The sequence below is a fragment of the Mesoflavibacter sp. CH_XMU1422-2 genome, from assembly GCF_037029245.1.
GTDB lineage: Bacteria > Bacteroidota > Bacteroidia > Flavobacteriales > Flavobacteriaceae > Mesoflavibacter > Mesoflavibacter zeaxanthinifaciens.
The window spans coordinates 32,166-54,223 of record NZ_JAYMEE010000095.1; the positions used below are offsets into that span (position 1 = coordinate 32,166).

The window sequence follows — 22,058 nt, forward strand, 5'->3', positions numbered from 1 at the left end:
ATAAATTTTAAAAGCGTTGCTATTGGCAACGCTTTTTTATTTTCTATACTTTTGTAATCCTATGATAAATACAAAAGACATCTTTAACATTACTACAGAAGAGGCGTTTAAAACACATGCTTTAAACGTGTTTAAATTTCAGTATGAAAACAATAGCGTGTATCGTTCTTTTTGTGATTTATTGTACAAAAACCCAAGTGATGTTACAGCACTACATCAAATACCGTTTTTACCAATTCAGTTTTTTAAATCGCACGACGTTTTAAGCGCTAACACACCAACCGAAATTACTTTTTCTAGTAGTGGTACTACAGGACAAATAACAAGTAAACACCATGTTACCAATTTAAAGGTTTACGAAGACAGTTTTAAAAAAGGATTTGCACATTTTTATGGTAATGTAGAAGATTATACCATCTTGGCGTTATTACCTAATTATTTAGAACGCGAAGGATCGTCTTTAGTCTATATGGTAGATCATTTAATTAAAGACTCTAAACAGCCAAAAAGCGGATTTTATTTAAATAATTTAGACGAATTAAAAGACACTTTACTTCAACTTGAAGATGAAGGTAAAAAAACACTACTAATTGGCGTGTCTTTTGCGCTTTTAGATTTGGTAGAGCGTTATCAATTCGACTTAAAAAATACCATTATTATGGAAACTGGTGGTATGAAAGGTAAACGCAAAGAAATAATTAGAGAAGAGTTACATCAACTTTTAAAATCTGGTTTTGGTGTTGACCAAATACATAGCGAATATGGCATGACCGAACTTTTAAGTCAGGCGTATTCTAAAGGTAATGGTGTGTTTAACTGTCCACCTTGGATGAAAATTTTAACTAGAGATACCGAAGATGCTTTAACCGTTTTTGATACCAAAAAAACAGGAGGCATCAATGTTATAGATTTAGCTAATGTTAACTCGTGTTCTTTTATCGCTACTCAAGATTTGGGTAGACAACTACCAAACGGTAATTTTGAAATTATAGGACGTTTTGATAATAGCGATATTAGAGGTTGTAATCTAATGGTGTTGTAAGGACAAGTTACCACATACGACAAACTATAAATGAAAAAGAAAAATTAGATTTAGTTGATTAGCTAATTTTTGTAAAAAAAAAGCCTGTTTTCAAACTATTGAAAACAGGCTTTTAATTTTATTTATATTTTTTAAGTATAGTGTTAGGTCTAGCGCAGTCCAGACCTTTTTTAATTTATTTAAGACTTCTCGACTTCGCTCTAAGCGACAATTAAACCACTTTTATAATAAAGGTCTTTTTCTTACCTCTATTAATTACAACATACTTATCGTTAATTAAATCTTCTGTCGTTATGGTATAATCTTCACCAACTTTGTCTTTATTAACAGCTACCGAGTTTTCTTTTAACGCACGACGTGCCTCGCCATTACTTGCTAAAAAATTAGTCTCGGCTGACAGTGCTGCAATCATATCTAAACCAGCGTCTATTTTATCTTTACTTACCTCAGCTTGTGGCACACCTTCAAAAACATCTAAAAATAAACTTTCGTTTAACTGTTTGATATCGTTTTTAAAGTCTTTACTAAACAAGATTTGAGATGCTTTTACAGCATTTTCGTATTCTTCTTTACTGTGCACAAAGGTTGTAACTTCTTCAGCTAATTTTTTCTGTAAAGCTCTAAAACCAGGATTCTCTTTATGTTCTGCAATTAAAGTATCTATCGTGTCTTTATCTAAAAACGTAAAGATTTTAATGTACTTTTCTGCATCTTCATCTGTAGTATTTAACCAAAACTGGTAGAATTTATACACGCTAGTTTTATCGGCATCTAACCATACGTTACCACCTTCACTTTTACCAAATTTAGATCCGTCTGCTTTTGTAATTAATGGGCAAGTCATAGCGTATGCTTTTGCGGTATCGTCGCCAACATTCATACGTCTAACAAGTTCTGTTCCTGTAGTTATGTTTCCCCATTGGTCACTTCCACCCATTTGTAATTTACAACCCATGGTTTTGTGTAAATGGTAAAAATCGTACCCTTGGATTAATTGGTAAGTAAACTCGGTAAAGCTCATACCAACGCTACCTTCTTCGCCACTAAAACGCTTTTTTACAGAGTCTTTTGCCATCATGTAGTTTACGGTAATACGCTTACCAACATCACGTGCAAAATCTATAAAGCTAAAGTTTTTCATCCAATCATAGTTATTAACTAAAACTGGTGCGTTTTTTTCTGTAGAGTTAAAATCTAAAAAGCGAGACAGTACGCTTTTTATACCAGCTACATTATGGTTTAGTGTTGCTTCGTCTAATAAGTTACGCTCGTCACTTTTACCAGAAGGATCACCAATCATACCCGTTGCACCACCAACTAAAGCAATTGGTTTATGACCTGCTTTTTCTAAATGCACTAACAAAATAATTGGCACTAAACTACCTATGTGTAAAGAATCTGATGTTGGATCAAATCCAATATAAGCAGTAGTCATTTCTTTATCAAGTTGCTCTTCTGTTCCAGGCATGATGTCGTGTACCATACCTCTCCAACGTAATTCTTCTACAAGTGCGTTTGCCATCTTAAATTATTTTATTTAATGAAGCCACAAAGATAAAAATAGTGCCATAAAATCTGTACAATATCTTATATTTATTACTTTAGTAGCATGATTTTAGTCACAGGAGGAACGGGATTAGTTGGCGCACATTTGTTGTTTCATTTATTAAATGAAAACCAGCCAATACGTGCTATTTATAGAAATGAAAAAAAGTTTGATACCGTTAAACGTATTTTTGGCTATTACACCAACAATGCAGACACTTTATTTGATACTATTGAATGGGTTAAAGCAGATCTAAACAATATCCCACAACTTACCGAAGCTTTTAAAGACATAACACACGTGTACCATTGTGCCGCATTTGTAAGTTTTGAACCTGATAAGTTTAATTTGTTACAAAAGACAAATATAAAAGGTACCGCAAATATTGTTAACTTTTGTATTGATCATAAAGTTGAAAAACTATGTTACGTTAGCTCTATTGCTGCTTTAGGCGCTTCTTTAAACAAGGCTATTACCGAAGACACCGAATGGAATAATGAAATTGACAACAGTGTTTATGCCATTACTAAATATGGTGCAGAACTTGAAGTTTGGCGCGGTACACAAGAAGGTTTGGATGCTGTAATTGTTAATCCTGGTGTTATTATTGGACCTGGTGTTTGGCGCTACGGTAGTGGTAGTTTAATAAAAATGATTTACAACGGACTAAAATATTACACCACTGGATCTACTGGTTATGTTGATGTTAATGATGTTGTAAAAGCAATGATACAACTTGTAAAAAGCGATGTAAAAAACGAACGCTATATTCTAGTTTCTGAAAACTTATCTTTTAAAGATTTTTTTACCAAAACCGCTAATTATTTAGGTGTAAAACCGCCACAAAAAGAAGCTAAACCTTGGTTATTAAATATTGCTTGGCGTTTGGATTGGCTAAAACATAAATTAACCAGAAAACGCAGAGTCTTATCTAAGCAAACCGCAAATAGCGCAGTTACAACAACTATTTACAGTAATAATAAAATTAAAGACGCTATAGGTTTTGAGTTTTTACCAATGGATAAAAGTATAAAGACTACGATTAGTTTTTTTAAAAACGATTTAAAGTAAAGTTTAAAACTTAATTAGTTTCTTTTTTAAGAAGATTTTGGTCTAGTTTTAACTCTGCTTTCTTTAACTCTTTTTTCTCCTTTTCCTTTTTTTTCTTTTCTTTATTTTGAATGGCTTTATACTTATCTCTTAGCTTTGTAACACTGTCTTTTACTCTATCGTAAATTTTGTCATAGACTTTTATATCATGAGAATAGTAAGTGTTGCTATTAACAAATTGCATACTATCTATGCCATGTTTTTTATAAATATACTCAACTGGTTTTATACCATTATTTTCTAGTATACGCTTATTTATTCCTTTAGCAGAAGACATAATAGAAATCTCTACCAAAACATCAACCATTTTATCTTCAGAGAGTAAATCTTTTGGTTTTTCTGGTTTTTCTATATCATAACAAGACACAAACAGTGTCAAAACTAAAAGGTATAAAAGGCTACTGTGTTTCACTATAAATTATCTATCAAAAGTTAATCGTTTTGCATACTTGGTATCATAAAACTTGAAGTTTTTGTATGCTAAACCACCGTTTATAAACGTATGGGTAATCCTAGATTTAAATGTAGTACCTTCAAACGGAGACCAACCACATTTATATAAAATGTTTTCTTTTTTAACGGTCCAAGGGTTATTTAAGTTAACGATTACTAAATCTGCGTAATAGCCTTCTTTTATAAAACCTCGTTTTTCTACATCAAATAAAATTGCAGGATTGTGACAAAACTTTTCTACAATTTTCTCAATTGAAATATCACCGTCGTGATGCATTTCTAATAATGCAGGTAAAGCGTGTTGTACTAATGGTCCGCCAGAAGGTGCTTTTGTGTAGACATTAGATTTTTCTTCAAATGTATGAGGTGCATGGTCTGTTGCAATAACATCTATTTTATCATCTAAAAGCGCCTTTAATAATTGATCACGATCTTTTTCTGTTTTTACAGCAGGATTCCATTTAATTAATGTTCCTTTTTCGTCATAATCTTTATCGCAAAACCATAGGTGATGTATACAAACTTCGGCAGTAATTTTTTTATCCTTTAATGGTATGCTATTATCAAACAGCTCGGTTTCTTTTCCTGTTGATAGGTGAAACACGTGTAATCTTGCGCCTGTTTTCTTTGCTAATTCTATTGCTTTAGAAGACGATAAATAACATGCATCTTCACTTCTAATTATTGGATGAAAGTGTACAGGAATATCATCTCCGTAACGTTCTTTATAAATCTCTAAATTGGCTTTAATTGTAGCTTCGTCCTCACAATGTACAGATATTAAAAGGTCTGTACTTTTAAAGATTTTTTCTAAAACTTCTGGATTATCTACAAGCATATTTCCTGTTGATGATCCTAAGAATAATTTTAATCCTGCAACTTCTTTTTTATTGACTTTAAGGATTTCTTCTAAATTATCATTTGTACCACCAAACATAAACGAGTAGTTTGCCAAAGATGTTTTTTCTGCACGGTCAAATTTATCGTTTAACGCTTCTATAGTTGTAGTTTGCGGGTTGGTGTTAGGCATTTCTATAAACGATGTAATACCACCAGCAATTGCAGCTCTAGATTCGGTTTCTATATTTGCTTTATGGGTTAAACCTGGTTCTCTAAAATGAACCTGATCGTCTATTGCACCTGGTAATACGTATTGTCCTTCTGCATCAAATACATTAACATCTGCAGATTTTGGACTTATAGATGGTGCTATTTTTGTAATAATTTCGCCTTCTATTAAAATGTCTCCGTTAACGATTTCTCCTTCGTTTACGATTTTTGCATTTTTTATTAAAGTGATTTTTTGATGCATAATGCTTTATTTCTTTTTAAATATACTTTTTATTTTCATAGCAATCACTCCAAAAATGGCTTCGGATATGATGCTAGAACTTAATTTAGATTCGCCTTTTATTCTGTCTACAAAAATAACAGGTATTTCTACGATTTTAAAACGTTTTAAATATGCTTTAAATTTCATTTCTATTTGAAATGCGTACCCTACAAACTTTATATCTTCTAAGTCTAGTGTCTCTAAAACTTGTCTTTTATAACATACAAAACCTGCTGTTGCGTCTTTTATACGCATTCCTGTTATAAATCTAACGTAAAATGATGCTCCATAAGATAAGATTATACGACCTAATGGCCAATTTACAACATTTACACCTTTAACATATCTTGATCCTATTGCAATGTCTGCGCCATCTACATGGCATGCTTTATATAGTTTTTCTAAATCTTTTGGGTTGTGAGAAAAATCTGCATCCATTTCAAAAATGTAATTGTATTCTTTTTCTAAAGCCCAATAAAACCCATGTATGTAGGCTGTACCTAGTCCAGATTTTTCTTTTCTAACAGACAAAAACAACTTGTCTTGATAGTGTTTTTGAAGACGCTGTACTTTTTCTGCAGTTCCATCTGGAGAATTATCATCTACCACTAAAATATGGAACTCTTTTTTTAAATTGAAAACAGCTTTTATAATTGCTTCTATATTTTCAACTTCGTTGTACGTTGGTATAATGACAATCGCGTCTTGCATTAATTCTTTTAAAAATTTAGGCAAATGTACATTTTATAGGGTTAAATGTTTATAAAAAAACCTTAATAATTGCCATTTTTTTGCTTTAAAAAGTAATAATTTTACCACGTGATTAGAGAAATTATAAATACAGATATTATTACACTAATATTTATAGTGTGCTTAATTTGTATTGCCTTAAGTAAATTAATCTACACAAAACGTTTCGAGATTTTTTCTTACTTAGTTGTTAATAACCGATACACAAAGTTATTTTCAAAAGATCAGCATTTTATTGAGCTTTTTGATGGCATACTGTTTATAAACTTGTGCCTTAATGCCGCTATCTTTTTTTACTTGTTTATAAACAACTTTGTTGGCGAGACGATTTCGCAATTACTAATCTTAAAATATGCACTTTTAATAGCTTGCTTTTTTATAGTAAAAGTACTTCTAGAACGTTTATTATCTAGCATTTTTGAGATAGAATTGCTTATTAAAGATTATCTGTTTACTAAAACTAGTTACAGAAATTATCTAGGTTTATTGTTACTACCAATTAATGCAATATTAATATACTCGGTCACTCCAAATCTTAATACACTGATTATTATAAGCTTGCTAGGGTTAACTGTTTTTAGTTTAGGTTTATTAACTTTTTTTAAAGCTAATCTTAATGTATTTAAAAGAAGTATGTTTTATTTTATTTTGTATCTTTGCGCTCTCGAAATCGCACCTTACCTTATTGTTTATCAATTTATAGCAATAAAATAGGCCTAAAAATTTAAAGATACTTATGAAAGTGAAAACCATTTTAGTCTCGCAACCAGAACCTAAAATTGAAAATTCGCCATACTTTGATCTTTCAGAAAAGCAGAAAGTTAAAATTGATTTTAGACCTTTTATTCACGTAGAAGGTGTATCTACTAAAGAAATTAGACAACAAAAAGTAGATTTGACTAAATACACTGCAATTATCCTAACCAGTAGAAATGCAGTAGATCACTTTTTTAGAGTAGCCGAAGAAATGCGCTTTAAAGTACCAGATACAATGAAGTACTTTTGCCAATCTGAAGCTGTAGCTTTTTACTTGCAAAAATACGTAGTTTACAGAAAACGTAAAATTTATGTAGGTAAACGTACTTTTGCAGAGCTTTCGCCATTAATCAAAAAGTATAAAGACGAAAAATTTTTATTACCAACAACAGACAAGTTAAAGCCAGAAGTACCAACCATATTAGATGGACTTGGTGTAGATTGGAAAGAAGCTATTTTTTACAGAACTGTAATTAGTGACCTATCAGACTTAGCCAACGTGTACTATGACATATTAGTGTTTTTTAGTCCATCTGGTATCGAGTCTTTATTTCATAATTTTCCTGACTTTAAGCAAAACGATACAAGAATTGCTGTGTTTGGTAATACTACCATTAAAGCTGTTGAAGAAAAAGGGTTACGTGTAGATATATCTGCACCAACACCAGAAACACCTTCTATGACTATGGCTTTAGAAAAATACATTAAAGAAGTAAATAAAGGAAAGTAAAAACTTCTCTTTAAACAGTATAAAAAAAGCGCTATCTAAATAATTTAGATAGCGCTTTTTTACTTTAACACTTGGTTTGTATTACTCAGCATAACGTTGCGGTCCGCCACGTCTAATTTCTTCACTTGCGTAAGATTCAAACTTTTCAAAGTTAGTTCTAAACGCATTAGCTAGTTTAAAAGCTGTTTTGTAATATTCTTTATCATTATTCCAAGTTGCTCTTGGACTTAAAACTTCTGTTGGTACACCTGGACAACTTCTTGGTTGCGCTACACCAAATACAGAATGAATGTGATAATCGTTATAATTGTATAAACCTAAATCACCATTTAATACCGCATTAATCATAGCTCTAGTGTATTTTAGTTTAATTCTGCTTCCTACACCATAAGATCCGCCAGTCCATCCAGTATTAACTAGCCAAACGTTTACGCCAGCTTCTTTCATCTTTTTACTTAACATCTCTGCATATTTTGTAGGATGTAAAGGCATAAAAGGAGCTCCGAAACACGCTGAAAAACTTGGTACTGGTTCTGTAATACCTGCTTCTGTACCTGCTACCTTAGCTGTGTAACCTGATATAAAATGGTAAGCAGCTTGTGCTGGTGTTAATTTTGAAATTGGAGGTAATACACCAAAAGCATCTGCAGTTAAGAAGAATATGTTTTTAGGGTTTTTACCAATAGACGGTTTTTGGATGTTATCAATATGATAAATTGGATAACTAACACGTGTATTTTGTGTGATTGAAGTATCTGCAAAATCTACAACGCCATTATCATCCATAATAACATTTTCTAAAATTGCACCTCTTTTTATTGCTCTAAAAATATCTGGTTCTTTTTCTTCAGAAAGATCAATTACTTTAGCATAACATCCACCTTCAAAATTAAACACAGAGTTTTCTGATGTCCAACCATGCTCATCATCTCCAATTAATTTTCTATTTGGATCTGCAGACAATGTTGTTTTTCCTGTTCCTGATAAACCAAAAAAGATAGCTGTTTCATCATTTTCTCCTACGTTAGCACTACAGTGCATTGGCAACGTATTTTTAAACACAGGTAAAATAAAGTTTAAAGCAGAAAAAATACCTTTCTTAATTTCTCCAGTATAACCTGTTCCACCAATTAAGGCTATTTTTCGTGTAAAATCTAAAATAGCAAAGTTATGTTGACGTGTTCCATCTACTTCTGGATCTGCCATAAAACCTGGTGCATTTACTACAGTCCATTCTGGAGTAAAGTTATTTAACTCTTCTTCTGTTGGTCTTAAAAACATGTTATAAGCAAACATGTTACTCCAAGGTAATTCGTTAATTACTCTAATATTTAGTTTGTAATTATCATCTGCGCAAGCATACGCATCTCTTACAAAAACTTCTTTATCAGAAAGGTAAGCGGTTACCTTATCATATAATTTCTGAAATTTATCCGAATCAAACGGAATATTAATATCTCCCCACCAAATTTTATCTTCGGTAATACTATCTTTTACAATAAAACGATCTTGAGGAGAACGACCTGTAAACTCTCCAGTATTAATTGCTAAAGCTCCAGAAGATGCTTCTACTCCTAAACCTTTTTCTATAGTTACATCATGTAATTGATCAGGTGTTAGTTGATATTGTACTTGTGCATTTTTGATTCCGTACTGTTCTAACGAAATCGTTTTCGTGGATTGTGTATGGTTTACCATAATTTGTTTGTGTTGTTTAAAGTGCAAAGGTAAAATTTAATATAAATTAACGCTAAGTAAAACTTGTTAATTCTCTTTATATTTTAAAAAGTTTATTAACAATATAGCCCATGACGCGATTAACAAAGCGCCACCTATTGGTGTTATTAATGCAATTTTGCTAAAATCAAAACCTGTTAAATCATTTGTAGCTAGACCATATATTGAGCCTGAAAAAAAGATAACACCTACAAATACTAAATAAAATATTGTTGATTTTGTTTTTTCTGAAATCTTATCAATAAGTCCTATAAATAACAAGAATAATGCGTGATACATTTGATAACGTACACCAACTTCAAAAGTTTGCAATTGCTCTGCATCTAAAACTTCCTTTAATCCATGAGCCCCAAAAGCACCAATTATAACGCTTGTTAAACCTAAAAATGAAGCTAAAATTAGAATTCTTTTATTCATAATAATTTAATCTTAACACAAAAATACAGTAAGTATTTATTAAATTCGTATAAAAATATAAGATACTTTAAAAATATTACATAAAAATTAAAAATAGTTAATAACCTTTATGCGACATATATTAGTTATAGGTTCCGGAAAATCAACCTCTTACTTATTCAAATATTTATTAGAACAATCTGAAACTGAAAATCTGCACATTACCGTTGGTGATTTAGACATTGATAATGCTAAAAAAATGATTGGTAATCATAAAAATGCTACAGCTATAACTTTAGATGTCTTTGATAAAAACTCTAGAGAAGATGCTGTTAAAAAAGCAGATATTGTTATCTCTATGCTACCTGCAAGATTTCATATAGAAGTTGCTAAAGATTGTGTGACCTACGGTAAAAATATGGTTACAGCATCTTACATAAGTGACGAGATGCAAGCTTTAGACCAACAAGTTAAGGATAAAGGTTTAGTTTTTATGAACGAAATTGGTGTAGATCCTGGTATTGACCACATGAGCGCTATGCAAGTGATAGACCGTATTCGTGATAAAGGCGGAAAAATGATACTATTTGAATCATTTTGTGGCGGACTTGTAGCACCAGAAAGTGATAACAATCTTTGGAACTATAAATTTACTTGGAATCCAAGAAATGTTGTTGTTGCCGGACAAGGTGGCGCAGCAAAATTTTTACAAGAAAACACCTATAAATACATTCCTTATCACAGATTATTTAGACGTACCGAATTTTTAGAAATTGAAGGTTTTGGACGCTTTGAAGCTTATGCTAATCGCGATTCTTTAAAATACCAAAGCGTTTACGGATTAGATAATATCAGGACATTATACAGAGGTACAATGCGTCGTGTAGGATTTTCTCGTGCTTGGCAAGCTTTTGTGCTATTGGGCATGACAGACGATAGCTACACCATAGATGATAGTGAAAACATGAGCTACCGCGACTTTGTAAACTCTTTTTTACCATACAGTCCAACAGACTCTGTAGAACTTAAATTTAGACACGCATTAAAGATAGACCAGGATGATATGGTTTGGGACAAGTTTGTAGAGCTTGATATTTTTAACCCTAATAAAATGGTCGAACTTAAAAAAGGAACACCAGCTCAAATCCTTCAAAAAATACTAATGGATAGCTGGACACTAGCACAAGAAGACAAAGATATGCTAGTGATGTATCACAAATTTGGATACGAGTTAGATGGCAAAAAACACCAAATAGACTCAACAATGGTTTGTTTAGGCGAGGATCAAACCTACACAGCTATGGCAAAAACCGTAGGCTTACCCGTTGCAATAGCTACATTAGCCATATTAAATAAAAAAATTACTACACCAGGTGTACAACTTCCAATAAATAAAGAAGTGTACACACCAATTCTTGAAGAATTAGAAAACTACGGTATTATTTTTAAAGAAACCAAAGTACCTTATTTAGGGTATAATCCTTTAAATATTTAAAATTATTATAGCGTTACCGTACCGAACAAATCGGTACGGTCGGGCTAGGAATTTATACAGAGCGGAGTCGAAGTATTGCAATTCCTCGCTCGTACCTCGCTGTGGGATTTACATTACTATCCCTAACGCGCTAGCCAAAGGTAATTACACAAAATAAAGTTTTAGTTTAAAACAAAATACTTACTTTTATCTTTTAAACTATAAGCTTAAATCTTTTGAAAACTTCAAATAACAATATTATCATAGACGGTATTGACAAGAAAATATTACGCGCACTTATGGAAGATGCCCGTACACCTATATTAGAAATTGCTAGACAAGTTGGTATTTCGGGCGCTGCAATACACCAACGTTTACGTAAGCTAGAAAAATCTAAACTTATTGCTGGATCTAAATTTGTAATAAATCCTAAAGTTTTAGGCTATACTACTATGGCGTTTGTTGGGATTTATTTAGATAAAGCCATTAGTAATCCGCAAGCTGTAAAACAATTACAAAAAATACCTGAAGTTATCGAGTGTCATTATACTACAGGTAATTGGAGTATTTTAATTAAGATTCTTTGTAAAGACAACTCGCATTTAATGCACTTATTAAATAGTCAAATTCAATCTATAGAAGGTGTTTCTAGAACAGAAACGTTTATTTCTTTAGATCAACAGATAGAAAGACAAATTAAAATCTAAAACGATACAATTTTATTATAAAAGAGAATAAAAGAACACCTCAAAATATTAAAATTTTGAGGTGTTTTTTTGCGTTAAGGATTGAGCAACTGTCGGAGCACATCTTTGATTGCGACTTGCGAAAGCCTGACGCACTTTTGCCATTAAAAGCAAAAGTGTGTAACGCCCAAACATTAATCTAGTCTCTGGACATAAATAATTGAAGTATATACCAAAACAATAACATTACTGAAGCAAATATACCCAAAGCGGCTCCTACGTATTGATCACCAGTATATTCATATTTTACTTTAGATGTTTGATATAAAATTGCTGCTCCTGCAAACACAACCATTCCTACAGAAAACCATAGTCCTAAATCAAAACCAAAAATAGTTCCTGCAACGATTAATCCAATAGCTACAAAGCTTCCTATAACCAAACCTGTTTTAAGGAAAGAAAAATTCTTATTTGTCATGAATACTGTTGCTGTCAAACCTGCAAAAAGGCAAAGTGTAATTATTGCTGCTTGAGTTAACATTTCTGATCCTGTAGAATGATATGCCGCAAGATATATCATTGGTAAAAAAATGATTGCTTCTAAAAGCACATATAGCCCTAATCCTAAGTATTGGGTTTGTTTTGAAGGATTATGAGCAAGTTTATCTGCCATACTACTTCCAAACCAAAAAAGACCCAAGACTATTAACCAAGAAAAGCTACTTCCAAACATAAGGTTAATTAACGAAATAACTGCATCTTCAAACATACCTATAAAGATATACTCTAGTAATACAAAACCTAAAATTGCAAATGCAACGTGAGTATAAGTTTTACGATAAAAAATAGCTTTTTCACTACCTTCTAAATTGCCAACTAATATTGGACCTTGAATTTGATTTTCCATATAAAAATTGTTGTTTAATTAGATTTTAAATATAAACAAAAAAGCCGAAGAAATCGTTTTTCTTCGGCTTGATTTATAGTCAAATAATATTTATTTAATCTCGACTTCCAAATACTTGTAATGCCCAATATAATAATGAGGCTAAAGCACCAATTGCTGCAACTAAATAGGTTCTTGCTGCCCATTTTAAAGCATCTTCACTACCTTTATATTCTTCTGGAGTTACCATATTTTTAGCTTTTAACCATGCTAATGCGCGGTTACTTGCATCATACTCAACAGGTAAAGTGATAAAACTAAATAAGGTAGCAAATCCCATCATAATTAATCCAGCAACTGCTACATAAAAACCACTACCGCCTAAAGCATTAGATGCCATTAATACTATACCACCAATTACAACCCATTGTGACATACTTGATGTGACTTGTACAATAGGAACTAATTTAGATCGCATCGTTAGATATTGATACGCTGTAGCATGTTGTACAGCGTGACCAACTTCGTGAGCAGCTACTGCTGCTGCTGCTGCGTTAGCATGATTGTATACTACTTCGCTTAAATTTACTGTTTTATCTACCGGATTGTAATGGTCTGTTAATTGACCTCTTGTAGAAATTACTTTTACATCTTGTATACCATGATCGGCTAACATTTTTTCTGCTATTTGAGCGCCTGTCATTCCGTTACGTAAATGTACCTTAGAGTAATGTGCAAATTTTCGTTTTAATTGACTACTTACCATACCACTTATTAATGCAATAACACCTATTAGTATGTAGTAACCCATGTATCCTGTAAACATGTTTTTCTCTTTTTAATGTTAATGACTTAAATATAACAAAAAGTAAGCCAATTTAATGTTAGGTAATTTTGTCAGAAAAACAATGTCAGTTCTTTTTAAACTGCATCAACAGACCAGTTAAAAGCTTCTGCGATTTCTTGATAAACAATTTTTCCGTTAACAACATTTAATCCTTTTGCTAACATTTTATCATTTTCGCAAGCTTTTTTCCAACCTTGATTGGCCAATCGTAAAACGTAAGGTAAAGTTACATTTGTTAGAGCTAAAGTTGAAGTGTATGGTACTGCTCCTGGCATATTTGCAACGCAATAATGCACAACATCATCTATAATATAAGTTGGTTCTTCATGCGTGGTTGGTTTTGAGGTTTCTACACAACCACCTTGGTCTACTGCAACATCTACGATAACTGTTCCTGGGCGCATTTCTTTTAACATATCTCTGGTAATTAAGTTTGGTGCTTTTGCACCTTTTAATAATACACCACCAACAATTAAATCGTGATCTTTTATACGTTTTCTTATATTAAATTCGCTAGAAAACTCTGTAACCACATGATTTGGCATTACATCATTTACATAACGTAGTTGTTTCATGTTTATATCCATAATAGTTACGTGTGCGCCTAATCCTGCAGCCATTTTTGCGGCTTGAATACCAACAACTCCAGCTCCAAGAACTAAAACTTTTCCTGGCGGAACACCTGGTACACCACCTAAAAGTACACCACGACCTTTAATGGGTTTTTCTAAATATTTGGCACCTTGTTGTATTGCCATACGTCCTGCCACTTCAGACATTGGTGTTAATAAAGGTAATGATCCGTCGGTATCTTCTACAGTTTCGTATGCTATACAAACCGCTTCGCTTTTTAACATTGCTTTAGTCAGTGCTTCACTAGACGCAAAATGAAAATAAGTAAATACCACATGATGCGATTTTATAAGCGGATACTCTTCTGCAATTGGCTCTTTAACCTTAACAATCATATCACTTAAAGTATAAACTTCTTCAATAGTTTCTAAAATTGTTGCACCAACATCTTTGTAATCTTGATCAAAAAAACCGCTACCAAAACCGGCATCTTTTTGCACATAAACAGTGTGATTGTTCTTGATTAATTCGAAAACTCCAGCTGGTGTCATACCTACTCTATTTTCGTTGTTTTTGATTTCCTTTGGAATACCGATTTTCATTTTTTTATTGAATTTGAAGATTATAGCGTATGAAAATTACAATGAAATTTTTAGCTATCCCAAAGAGAATGATGTGTTTACAGGATTTTTATGGAATTGATATTTTGACGGATTTATTTTGAAAAATTAGCATTTTTTGTTCTCGATACAACGCTCCTTTGGTCGCATCACTCGAACTGACGTATTGTAAATATAGTTCTCGTCACTTCGAGTGATTTGTGAGGTACGATCAAATTGTATCGAGAAGTTTTATATCTTTTAATCATGAAAATCTCATATGTTTATATTTTGAAATGTTCTGATAATACCTACTATACAGGAATTACTTCTAATTTAGAACAACGGATTACAGAACATAAGTTTGGTAAACACATTGAAAGTTACACCTATAATCGAAGACCTATCGAACTTAAGTTTTATGCTGAATTCACTGATATAAGTATAGCAATCCAAACTGAAAAGCAAATAAAAAAATGGTCTAAAGCGAAAAAAGAAGCATTGATTAATGATGAATTTGAAAAGCTTCCTAATTTGGCTAAAAAGAAATTTTAAATAATTAGTTCTCGATACAACGCTCCTTTCGTCGCGTCACTCGAACTGACGTATTGTAAATATAGTTCTCGTCACTTCGAGAGATTTGTGAGGTACGAGCAAATTGTATCGAGAAGTTTTATATCTTTTATACATGAAAATCTCTTATGTATATATTTTAAAATGTTCTGATAATACCTACTATACAGGAATTACTTCTAATTTAGAACAACGGATTACAGAACATAAGTTTGGTAAACACATTGAAAGTTACACCTATAATCGAAGACCTATCGAACTTATGTTTTATGCTGAATTCACTGATATAAGTATAGCAATTCAAACTGAAAAGCAAATTAAAAAATGGTCTAAAGCTAAAAAAGAAGCATTGATTAATGATGAATTTGAAAAACTTCCTAATTTGGCTAAAAAGAAATTTAAATAGCTAGTTCTCGATACAACGCTCCTTAAGTCGCGCCACTCGAACTGACGTATTGGTATTAAACCTATCTTCACTTCGAGTAATTTGTGAATTAAGAGCAAATTGTACCTAAAAGTCTTAACTTCTTTTAAACTCAATTTACTCTATATATTTCAATAAGTTCTCGATGCAACGCTCCTTACGTCGCGTCACTCGAACTGACGTGTTGGGATTAAATCTATCGTCACTTCGAGTAATTTGAGAGATACGAGCAAATTGTATCGAGAAGTATAAAAAAAGCCTTCAAAAATTATTGAAGGCTTTTTGGTATTTTTTAGTCATGTCATTTCGAATTCACGTGAGACATCGCACACGATATGTAATAATTATGTGATTTCTCCTAGCGTCGAAATGACTCAACTTTTTCTTATTTAAAACTCCTATGAACTCAGTGTGACAATTTGTATTAAAAGATTCCTGCTTTTGCAGGAATTTATCCTACGATATTCACAATTTTACCTGGTACAATAATTACTTTTTTAGGTGTACGACCTTGTAATTGTTCTTGTGTTTTTTCGTGAGACATAACGGTTTTTTCAATCTCATCTTTGCTCATATCTAACGGTAATTCAAGTGTAAAACGCATTTTACCATTAAACGAAATTGGATAATTCTTACTGCTTTCTACTAAATGCTTTTCTTCAAAAACTGGGAAAGGCGCTGTAGAAATTGACATTTCATTACCTAATTGATGCCATAACTCTTCTGCAATATGTGGCGCGTAAGGCGATACTAAAATTAGTAATGGCTGTAAAATATCACGACTTGTACATTTTTGCGCTGTTAGCTCGTTAACCGCAATCATAAAAGTAGATACCGATGTATTGAAAGAGAAATTCTCTATATCTTCTTCTACCTTTTTAATGGTTTTATGTAAGGTTTTTAAGTTGTCTTTTGTAGGTTCTGCATCGGTAATTTTTAAACCGTTATCGTCTACGTATAACTTCCATAATTTTTTAAGGAAACCATGCACACCTGTAATACCTGCAGTATTCCAAGGTTTTGCTTGCTCTAACGGACCTAAAAACATCTCATACAAACGTAAGCTATCTGCACCGTAATCTTCACAGATTTGATCTGGATTAACCACGTTGTATTTTGATTTTGACATTTTTTCGACCTCTCGATTTACTTTAAAAGTACCATCTTCTTCAGTAATAAAAACTGCATCTTTAAATTCTGGACGCCAATTTTTGAATGCTTCGGTATCTAATTCATCTGAAGCGTTAACGAAAGAAACATCTGCGTGAATTTGTCTAAAAGTAACTTTACTAGTATCATTCACACCTTTATCAGAACATTCATTCTTAAATTCTTCCCATTTAGAACTTTCAGATGAAATATAATCACTGCTATTTATAAGATCTGATGATAGATAAATCCCAAGTCCTTTACCATCATGAATTGCTTCAAATACAAAAGCACTAGTCCCAAGTATCATTCCTTGGTTTATTAGCTTTTTAAAAGGCTCATCTACGTTTACAAAATGTCTATCTTTTAAAAATTTAGTCCAAAAACGTGCATACAATAAATGTCCTGTAGCGTGCTCGCTTCCACCAATGTATAAATCTACATTTTCCCAGTAGTTAAGCGCATCTTCGGTTGCAAATGCGTTACCACGATTGGCTTGTTCTTCCATATATCTAAAGAAATACCAAGAACTTCCTGCCCAACCTGGCATGGTGTTAAGCTCTAAAGGATAAATACCGTTATGAGATTCCTCGTCAGTCGTTCCTCCTTCTGTCGGAATGACAAGATCGTTAGATACAATTTTGTTATTTTTTGTGTCCCAAGCCCAAACATCTGCACGACCTAATGGTGGCTCGCCAGTTTCGGTTGGTAGATATTTTTCTACTTCAGGTAAGGTAATTGGCAAATGTTTTTGGTCTATCATTTGTGGCATACCATTAACATAATACACTGGGAAAGGTTCTCCCCAATAACGCTGACGACTAAATACTGCGTCACGTAAACGGTAGTTGGTTTTTCCTTGTCCTTGTCCTATTTGTTCTAGCTCAAAAATAGCACGTTTGGTTGCTTTTTTGTAGTTCATTCCGTTAAGGAAATCGCTATTAGCAATCACGGTTTTTTCTTTATCTGCAAACGCTGCTTCGCTTATGTCTACACCTTCAAAAATATTTGGGATTTCGATATTAAAATGTTTTGCAAAATCATAATCACGTTGGTCGCCACAAGGTACAGCCATTACTGCTCCTGTACCATAGCTAGCCAATACGTAATCGCCAATCCAAATTGGGATTGGTTCTTTAGTAAACGGATGCTCTGCATACGCACCTGTAAATGCACCAGAAATGGTTTTTACATCTGCCATACGGTCGCGTTCGCTACGTTTTGCAGTTGCTTCGATGTAGGCATTTACCTCATCTTTTTGTTCTGGTGTTGTAATTTTTGAAACCAAATCGTGCTCTGGCGCTAAAGTCATAAAACTAACACCAAATATAGTATCTGGTCTTGTGGTGAAAACTTCTATAGTTTCGTTATGATCTTTGACGTTAAAAGTTACAGAGGCTCCAACCGATTTACCTATCCAGTTACGCTGACTTTCTTTTAACGCATCTGTCCAATCGATGCTATCTAAACCTTGTAATAATCGCTCTGCATACGCCGAAATACGCATAGACCATTGTGTCATTTTTTTGCGCACTACAGGATGACCGCCACGTTCTGACACGCCATTTACAATCTCGTCGTTAGCTAAAACGGTTCCTAAAGCCGGACACCAATTTACTTCAGTTTCGGCTAAATACGTTAATCTGTATTTTAATAATATGTCTTGTTGTTTTTCAGAAGAAAAGGCTTGCCATTCTTCAGCAGAAAATGTTTCAACATCTTCATCACAAACAGCGTTTACGTTTGTATTTCCTTCAGAAGAAAAAAGCGTTTCTAATATTGAAATGTCTTCAGCTTTATCTGTATTTACGTTATACCAAGAGTTGAACAGTTGAATAAAAATCCACTGTGTCCATTTGTAATATTCTGGGCTTGATGTGCGTACTTCGCGAGACCAATCAAAAGAAAACCCGATTTTGTCTAGCTGTCTTCTGTAGGTTGCAATATTAGTTTTGGTCGTAATTGCAGGATGCTGTCCGGTTTGGATGGCGTACTGTTCTGCGGGCAACCCAAAGCTATCATACCCTTGCGGATGCAATACATTAAAGCCTTTATGACGTTTGTAACGCGCATAAATATCGCTAGCAATATACCCTAACGGATGCCCAACATGTAATCCTGCTCCAGATGGATAAGGAAACATGTCTAACACGTAATATTTAGGTTTTTCGCTGTTCCCTTCGACTCCGCTCTGGGCAGGATTTTCGGCTTTAAAAGTTTCGTTTTTGGCCCAATACTGTTGCCAATGGTCTTCTATCTTTTTAAAATCGTATTGCATCTTGTTGTTTTTCGGCTTATAAAAGGGCAAATTTAAACTTATTATAACAATGTTGAAAGTTTAAACGTTGTAAACATTAAGCAATCCAAAATATTTATATTTTTACGGTATAATCTAACATCGTTTTATGAGTTCATCTTTTGACAGATATCAAAAAAGACGTTTAATTTCGTCTTATTTTTCAGTTGTAATTAGCATCGCTTTAGTACTTTTTCTATTAGGAATTGTTGGCTTTTTATTGCTTAACGCGAAAAAAGTAACCGATTTTATGAAAGAAAACGTAAACGTCACGGTATACTTAAAAGACACTGCTAAAGATGTTGAAATAAAACAACTTGAAAAAAGTCTAGCGCTTGCAGACTATGTAAAAACAACCGATTTTGTATCAAAAGACGACGCTGCAGAAGCAATGAAATCTGAATTTGGTGATGATTTTATGGATCTTGTTGGTTATAATCCTTTACAAAATAGTATTGATGTAAAGTTGAAAGCCGATTTTTTAACTAATGAAAAATTAGAAGAATTAACTGCTTTAGCTCAAGAAAAAAGCTTTGTAGACGAAGTTAAATACGACGAAAGTCTTGTTGAACTTATTAATAGCAACGTTAAAAAAATAAGCTTTTGGGTGTTGTTACTTAGTGCTATCTTCACTTTAATTGCTGTACTTTTAATTAACAGTTCTATTAGATTATCTGTTTACTCTAAACGATTTACCATTAAAACTATGCAAATGGTTGGCGCTACAAAAAGCTTTATACGCAGACCTTTTGTTTGGAAAAGTATAAAACTTGGTATTCTTGGTGCTGTTGTAGCATTAATAGGACTTGGTTTTGTTGTTTACTACGTCGATAAAATGTTTCCAGAATTAGCACTTAGACAAAGTTTAGTCTTAATTGGCGGTTTATTTTTAGCCGTTTTCTTATTAGGGATTATTATCACTTGGATAAGTACACATTTTGCTACACAACGTTTTTTAAATTTAAAAACTGACCAGTTGTATTAAACAACTTTAACAGCTTTTAACGTTAGCGTTAACAATACTTCACACAATAGCACGTTATCTTTACTTAACCAAAAAATTAAGTGCGACTGACCATACCATTACATTAACAAATTTAATTAATCCCTAAAATTAACGGTTATGAAAAGAGTAACGTTTGTATTGATAGGTCTTATAGCAATTGTAATTTACATTGCCAAAGCAAAACCAGAAGCTAATAATAAAGTAGCACAAGTAGAAAAGGTAAGTCCAAAAAAACATACCATTAAACATATATATGATTAATTTAAAAAGTTTAAATTTGTCTTATAAATAATAAATCATCGTGGGCGAAAGTAAAAACAAGAACAAAAACAATCTTAAAACCGAATTGGTTTTTAAAAAACACAATTATAAGTTTATGTTTATAGGTCTTGCACTTATGGCACTTGGATTTATACTTATGTCTGGCGGTGGAAGTGATGACCCTAATGTGTTTAACCCAGAAATTTTTAGTTGGAGACGCATTAGACTAGCACCAACATTGGTTATTATTGGTCTTGGCGTACAGGTTTATGCAATACTATCTAAGCCTAAAAATTAATCTACCCTTTATAATTTTGATTTAAGTATAAAATCTTTAGTGATTTGATTTAAATAAGTCTCTGTGTTTACTAAAGCATCTTCAAAGTTTTTTGCTTTATCCATGATGGATGCGCTGTATTGTATGCCTATTTTTTGAAGTGCCTCTTGATTTAAATCTACACTACCACAAAATGTTGCTACTTTAATCCCTTTTGGTTTTGCAGATTTTAAAATTCCATCTATTGCTTTACCAGAAAGTGTTTGACTATCTAGCTTGCCTTCACCTGTAATAATCCAATCTGAATTTTTTATTTTATTATCAAAATCGGCTATTTGTTTTACTAATTCTATTCCTGGTGATAGTGTTCCGTTTAAAAAAGTAACGCAACCTGCACCCATTCCGCCAGCTGCTCCTGCTCCAGAAATGTCTTGAACATTTGTATTGAAATGAGCGTCTAAAACTTTTGAAAAACTTTGAAGACCTTGATCTAAATATTCAATATCACTTTTTGAAGCACCTTTTTGTTTTGCGTAGACATGTGCTGCACCATTTGTACCAAAAAGCGGATTAGTGACATCGCATGCTATTAGTATGCTAACTGATTTTAATTGTGGATCTACATGCGTATCATCAATAGATTTAATATTTATTAGCTCGCTACCAATTGGCTTCACTTGGTTATTAGTTTCATCTAAAAAACGATATCCTAAAGCGGTTGCCATACCAATACCGCAATCGTTAGTAGCACTTCCACCAATTCCTAAAATGATGTGTTTTGCTCCTTTATTAATCGCATCGAGAATTAATTGTCCGGTACCAAAGGTTGTGGTATTCATACAATTTTGCTCTTCTGGTTTTAAAAGCTTTAAACCTGATGCTTCAGCCATTTCTATAAAAGCTGTTTTAGACTCTTCGGCATATAGATAGTTTGCCTTTACCTTATTAAATACCGGATTATTAACTTTAACTTCTATGTTGTTTCCGTTAAGGTAATAATTAACAACTTCAATAGTACCATCTCCTCCATCTGCTAATGGTACGTTAATAACGTCTGCATTGACGGTTTGCTTTAAAATTGGCGCTACGATGTTACAAAACTCTAAGCCTGTTAATGAGCCTTTATACTTGTCTGGTGCTAATACAATTTTCAT

22 protein-coding genes are annotated in these 22,058 nt (G+C 32.8%); 11 read left to right on the forward strand and 11 right to left on the reverse strand.

Annotated elements, in window-relative coordinates:
• Positions 1-61: 61 nt before the first annotated feature.
• Positions 62-1,042 (forward strand): acyl transferase, encoded by a 981-nt coding sequence (locus tag WA340_RS14920; RefSeq protein ID WP_336129660.1) that lies wholly within the window; start codon positions 62-64, stop codon positions 1,040-1,042.
• Positions 1,043-1,253: 211 nt separating this feature from the next.
• Here the strand turns inward: WA340_RS14920 and tyrS are convergent, their stop codons facing one another.
• On the reverse strand, positions 1,254-2,564 hold the full coding sequence (gene tyrS, locus WA340_RS14925; RefSeq protein WP_106679783.1) for a tyrosine--tRNA ligase: 1,311 nt from the start codon (positions 2,562-2,564) through the stop codon (positions 1,254-1,256).
• Between the two features lie 87 nt (positions 2,565-2,651).
• On the opposite strand from tyrS, the gene WA340_RS14930 reads away from it, so the two are divergent.
• On the forward strand, positions 2,652-3,659 hold the full coding sequence (locus WA340_RS14930; RefSeq protein WP_336129661.1) for an NAD-dependent epimerase/dehydratase family protein: 1,008 nt from the start codon (positions 2,652-2,654) through the stop codon (positions 3,657-3,659).
• Positions 3,660-3,669: 10 nt separating this feature from the next.
• On the opposite strand, the gene WA340_RS14935 is transcribed toward WA340_RS14930, so the two are convergent.
• The 3 genes from WA340_RS14935 to WA340_RS14945 are packed head-to-tail and all read right to left on the reverse strand — an operon-like array spanning position 3,670 to position 6,195.
• The gene (locus WA340_RS14935; protein WP_336129662.1) at positions 3,670-4,110 is read right to left on the reverse strand and encodes a DUF4296 domain-containing protein; all 441 of its coding nucleotides are present in this window, start codon (positions 4,108-4,110) and stop codon (positions 3,670-3,672) included.
• Between the two features lie 6 nt (positions 4,111-4,116).
• Entirely contained in the window at positions 4,117-5,463 is a 1,347-nt protein-coding gene (locus WA340_RS14940; RefSeq protein WP_336129663.1) for a dihydroorotase, read from the reverse strand.
• Positions 5,464-5,469: 6 nt separating this feature from the next.
• Positions 5,470-6,195, reverse strand: coding sequence for a polyprenol monophosphomannose synthase (locus tag WA340_RS14945; protein ID WP_336129697.1), 726 nt, complete (start codon positions 6,193-6,195; stop codon positions 5,470-5,472).
• Positions 6,196-6,303: 108 nt separating this feature from the next.
• Here WA340_RS14945 and WA340_RS15290 point away from each other — a divergent pair, with 108 nt between their 5' ends.
• Together WA340_RS15290 and WA340_RS14950 are read left to right on the forward strand one after the other, a co-directional pair.
• Positions 6,304-6,948: a DUF4271 domain-containing protein gene (locus tag WA340_RS15290; RefSeq protein WP_442920781.1), complete on the forward strand. Its 645-nt coding sequence runs from the start codon at positions 6,304-6,306 to the stop codon at positions 6,946-6,948.
• A 22-nt stretch (positions 6,949-6,970) separates the two neighbouring features.
• Positions 6,971-7,720, forward strand: coding sequence for a uroporphyrinogen-III synthase (locus tag WA340_RS14950; RefSeq protein WP_336129664.1), 750 nt, complete (start codon positions 6,971-6,973; stop codon positions 7,718-7,720).
• 81 nt (positions 7,721-7,801) lie between these two features.
• Here the strand turns inward: WA340_RS14950 and pckA are convergent, their stop codons facing one another.
• Positions 7,802-9,418 carry a phosphoenolpyruvate carboxykinase (ATP) gene (pckA, locus tag WA340_RS14955; RefSeq protein WP_336129665.1) on the reverse strand — a complete coding sequence of 539 codons (1,617 nt, stop codon included), beginning with the start codon at positions 9,416-9,418 and terminating at the stop codon, positions 7,802-7,804.
• Between the two features lie 66 nt (positions 9,419-9,484).
• The gene (locus tag WA340_RS14960; protein WP_106679769.1) at positions 9,485-9,874 is read right to left on the reverse strand and encodes a DUF423 domain-containing protein; all 390 of its coding nucleotides are present in this window, start codon (positions 9,872-9,874) and stop codon (positions 9,485-9,487) included.
• A 109-nt stretch (positions 9,875-9,983) separates the two neighbouring features.
• On the opposite strand from WA340_RS14960, the gene WA340_RS14965 reads away from it, so the two are divergent.
• Complete coding sequence (locus tag WA340_RS14965) at positions 9,984-11,348, forward strand: saccharopine dehydrogenase family protein (RefSeq protein ID WP_336129666.1); 1,365 nt, start codon at positions 9,984-9,986, stop codon at positions 11,346-11,348.
• A gap of 215 nt (positions 11,349-11,563) precedes the next feature.
• Entirely contained in the window at positions 11,564-12,034 is a 471-nt protein-coding gene (locus WA340_RS14970; RefSeq protein ID WP_027880874.1) for an Lrp/AsnC ligand binding domain-containing protein, read from the forward strand.
• Between the two features lie 178 nt (positions 12,035-12,212).
• Here WA340_RS14970 and WA340_RS14975 read toward each other — a convergent pair whose 3' ends face one another.
• From WA340_RS14975 to ald, 3 genes are all read right to left on the reverse strand, one after another.
• On the reverse strand, positions 12,213-12,920 hold the full coding sequence (locus WA340_RS14975) for a Bax inhibitor-1/YccA family protein (protein WP_336129667.1): 708 nt from the start codon (positions 12,918-12,920) through the stop codon (positions 12,213-12,215).
• A gap of 94 nt (positions 12,921-13,014) precedes the next feature.
• Positions 13,015-13,725: a zinc metallopeptidase gene (locus tag WA340_RS14980; protein ID WP_240471271.1), complete on the reverse strand. Its 711-nt coding sequence runs from the start codon at positions 13,723-13,725 to the stop codon at positions 13,015-13,017.
• Between the two features lie 95 nt (positions 13,726-13,820).
• Positions 13,821-14,921: an alanine dehydrogenase gene (gene ald / locus WA340_RS14985; protein ID WP_336129668.1), complete on the reverse strand. Its 1,101-nt coding sequence runs from the start codon at positions 14,919-14,921 to the stop codon at positions 13,821-13,823.
• 264 nt (positions 14,922-15,185) lie between these two features.
• On the opposite strand from ald, the gene WA340_RS14990 reads away from it, so the two are divergent.
• Together WA340_RS14990 and WA340_RS14995 are read left to right on the forward strand one after the other, a co-directional pair.
• A complete protein-coding gene (locus WA340_RS14990) occupies positions 15,186-15,473 on the forward strand; it encodes a GIY-YIG nuclease family protein (protein WP_106679761.1) in 288 nt (95 codons plus the stop codon).
• A 133-nt stretch (positions 15,474-15,606) separates the two neighbouring features.
• A complete protein-coding gene (locus WA340_RS14995; RefSeq protein WP_336129669.1) occupies positions 15,607-15,897 on the forward strand; it encodes a GIY-YIG nuclease family protein in 291 nt (96 codons plus the stop codon).
• 469 nt (positions 15,898-16,366) lie between these two features.
• Here WA340_RS14995 and WA340_RS15000 read toward each other — a convergent pair whose 3' ends face one another.
• The gene (locus tag WA340_RS15000) at positions 16,367-19,342 is read right to left on the reverse strand and encodes a leucine--tRNA ligase (protein WP_336129670.1); all 2,976 of its coding nucleotides are present in this window, start codon (positions 19,340-19,342) and stop codon (positions 16,367-16,369) included.
• A gap of 127 nt (positions 19,343-19,469) precedes the next feature.
• Here WA340_RS15000 and WA340_RS15005 point away from each other — a divergent pair, with 127 nt between their 5' ends.
• From WA340_RS15005 to WA340_RS15015, 3 genes are all read left to right on the forward strand, one after another.
• A complete protein-coding gene (locus tag WA340_RS15005) occupies positions 19,470-20,345 on the forward strand; it encodes a cell division protein FtsX (RefSeq protein WP_027880869.1) in 876 nt (291 codons plus the stop codon).
• A 138-nt stretch (positions 20,346-20,483) separates the two neighbouring features.
• Positions 20,484-20,627 (forward strand): hypothetical protein, encoded by a 144-nt coding sequence (locus WA340_RS15010; RefSeq protein ID WP_155912670.1) that lies wholly within the window; start codon positions 20,484-20,486, stop codon positions 20,625-20,627.
• A gap of 40 nt (positions 20,628-20,667) precedes the next feature.
• Complete coding sequence (locus WA340_RS15015; protein WP_027880868.1) at positions 20,668-20,925, forward strand: DUF3098 domain-containing protein; 258 nt, start codon at positions 20,668-20,670, stop codon at positions 20,923-20,925.
• An 8-nt stretch (positions 20,926-20,933) separates the two neighbouring features.
• Here WA340_RS15015 and WA340_RS15020 read toward each other — a convergent pair whose 3' ends face one another.
• Positions 20,934-22,058: a glycerate kinase gene (locus tag WA340_RS15020; RefSeq protein ID WP_304142822.1), complete on the reverse strand. Its 1,125-nt coding sequence runs from the start codon at positions 22,056-22,058 to the stop codon at positions 20,934-20,936.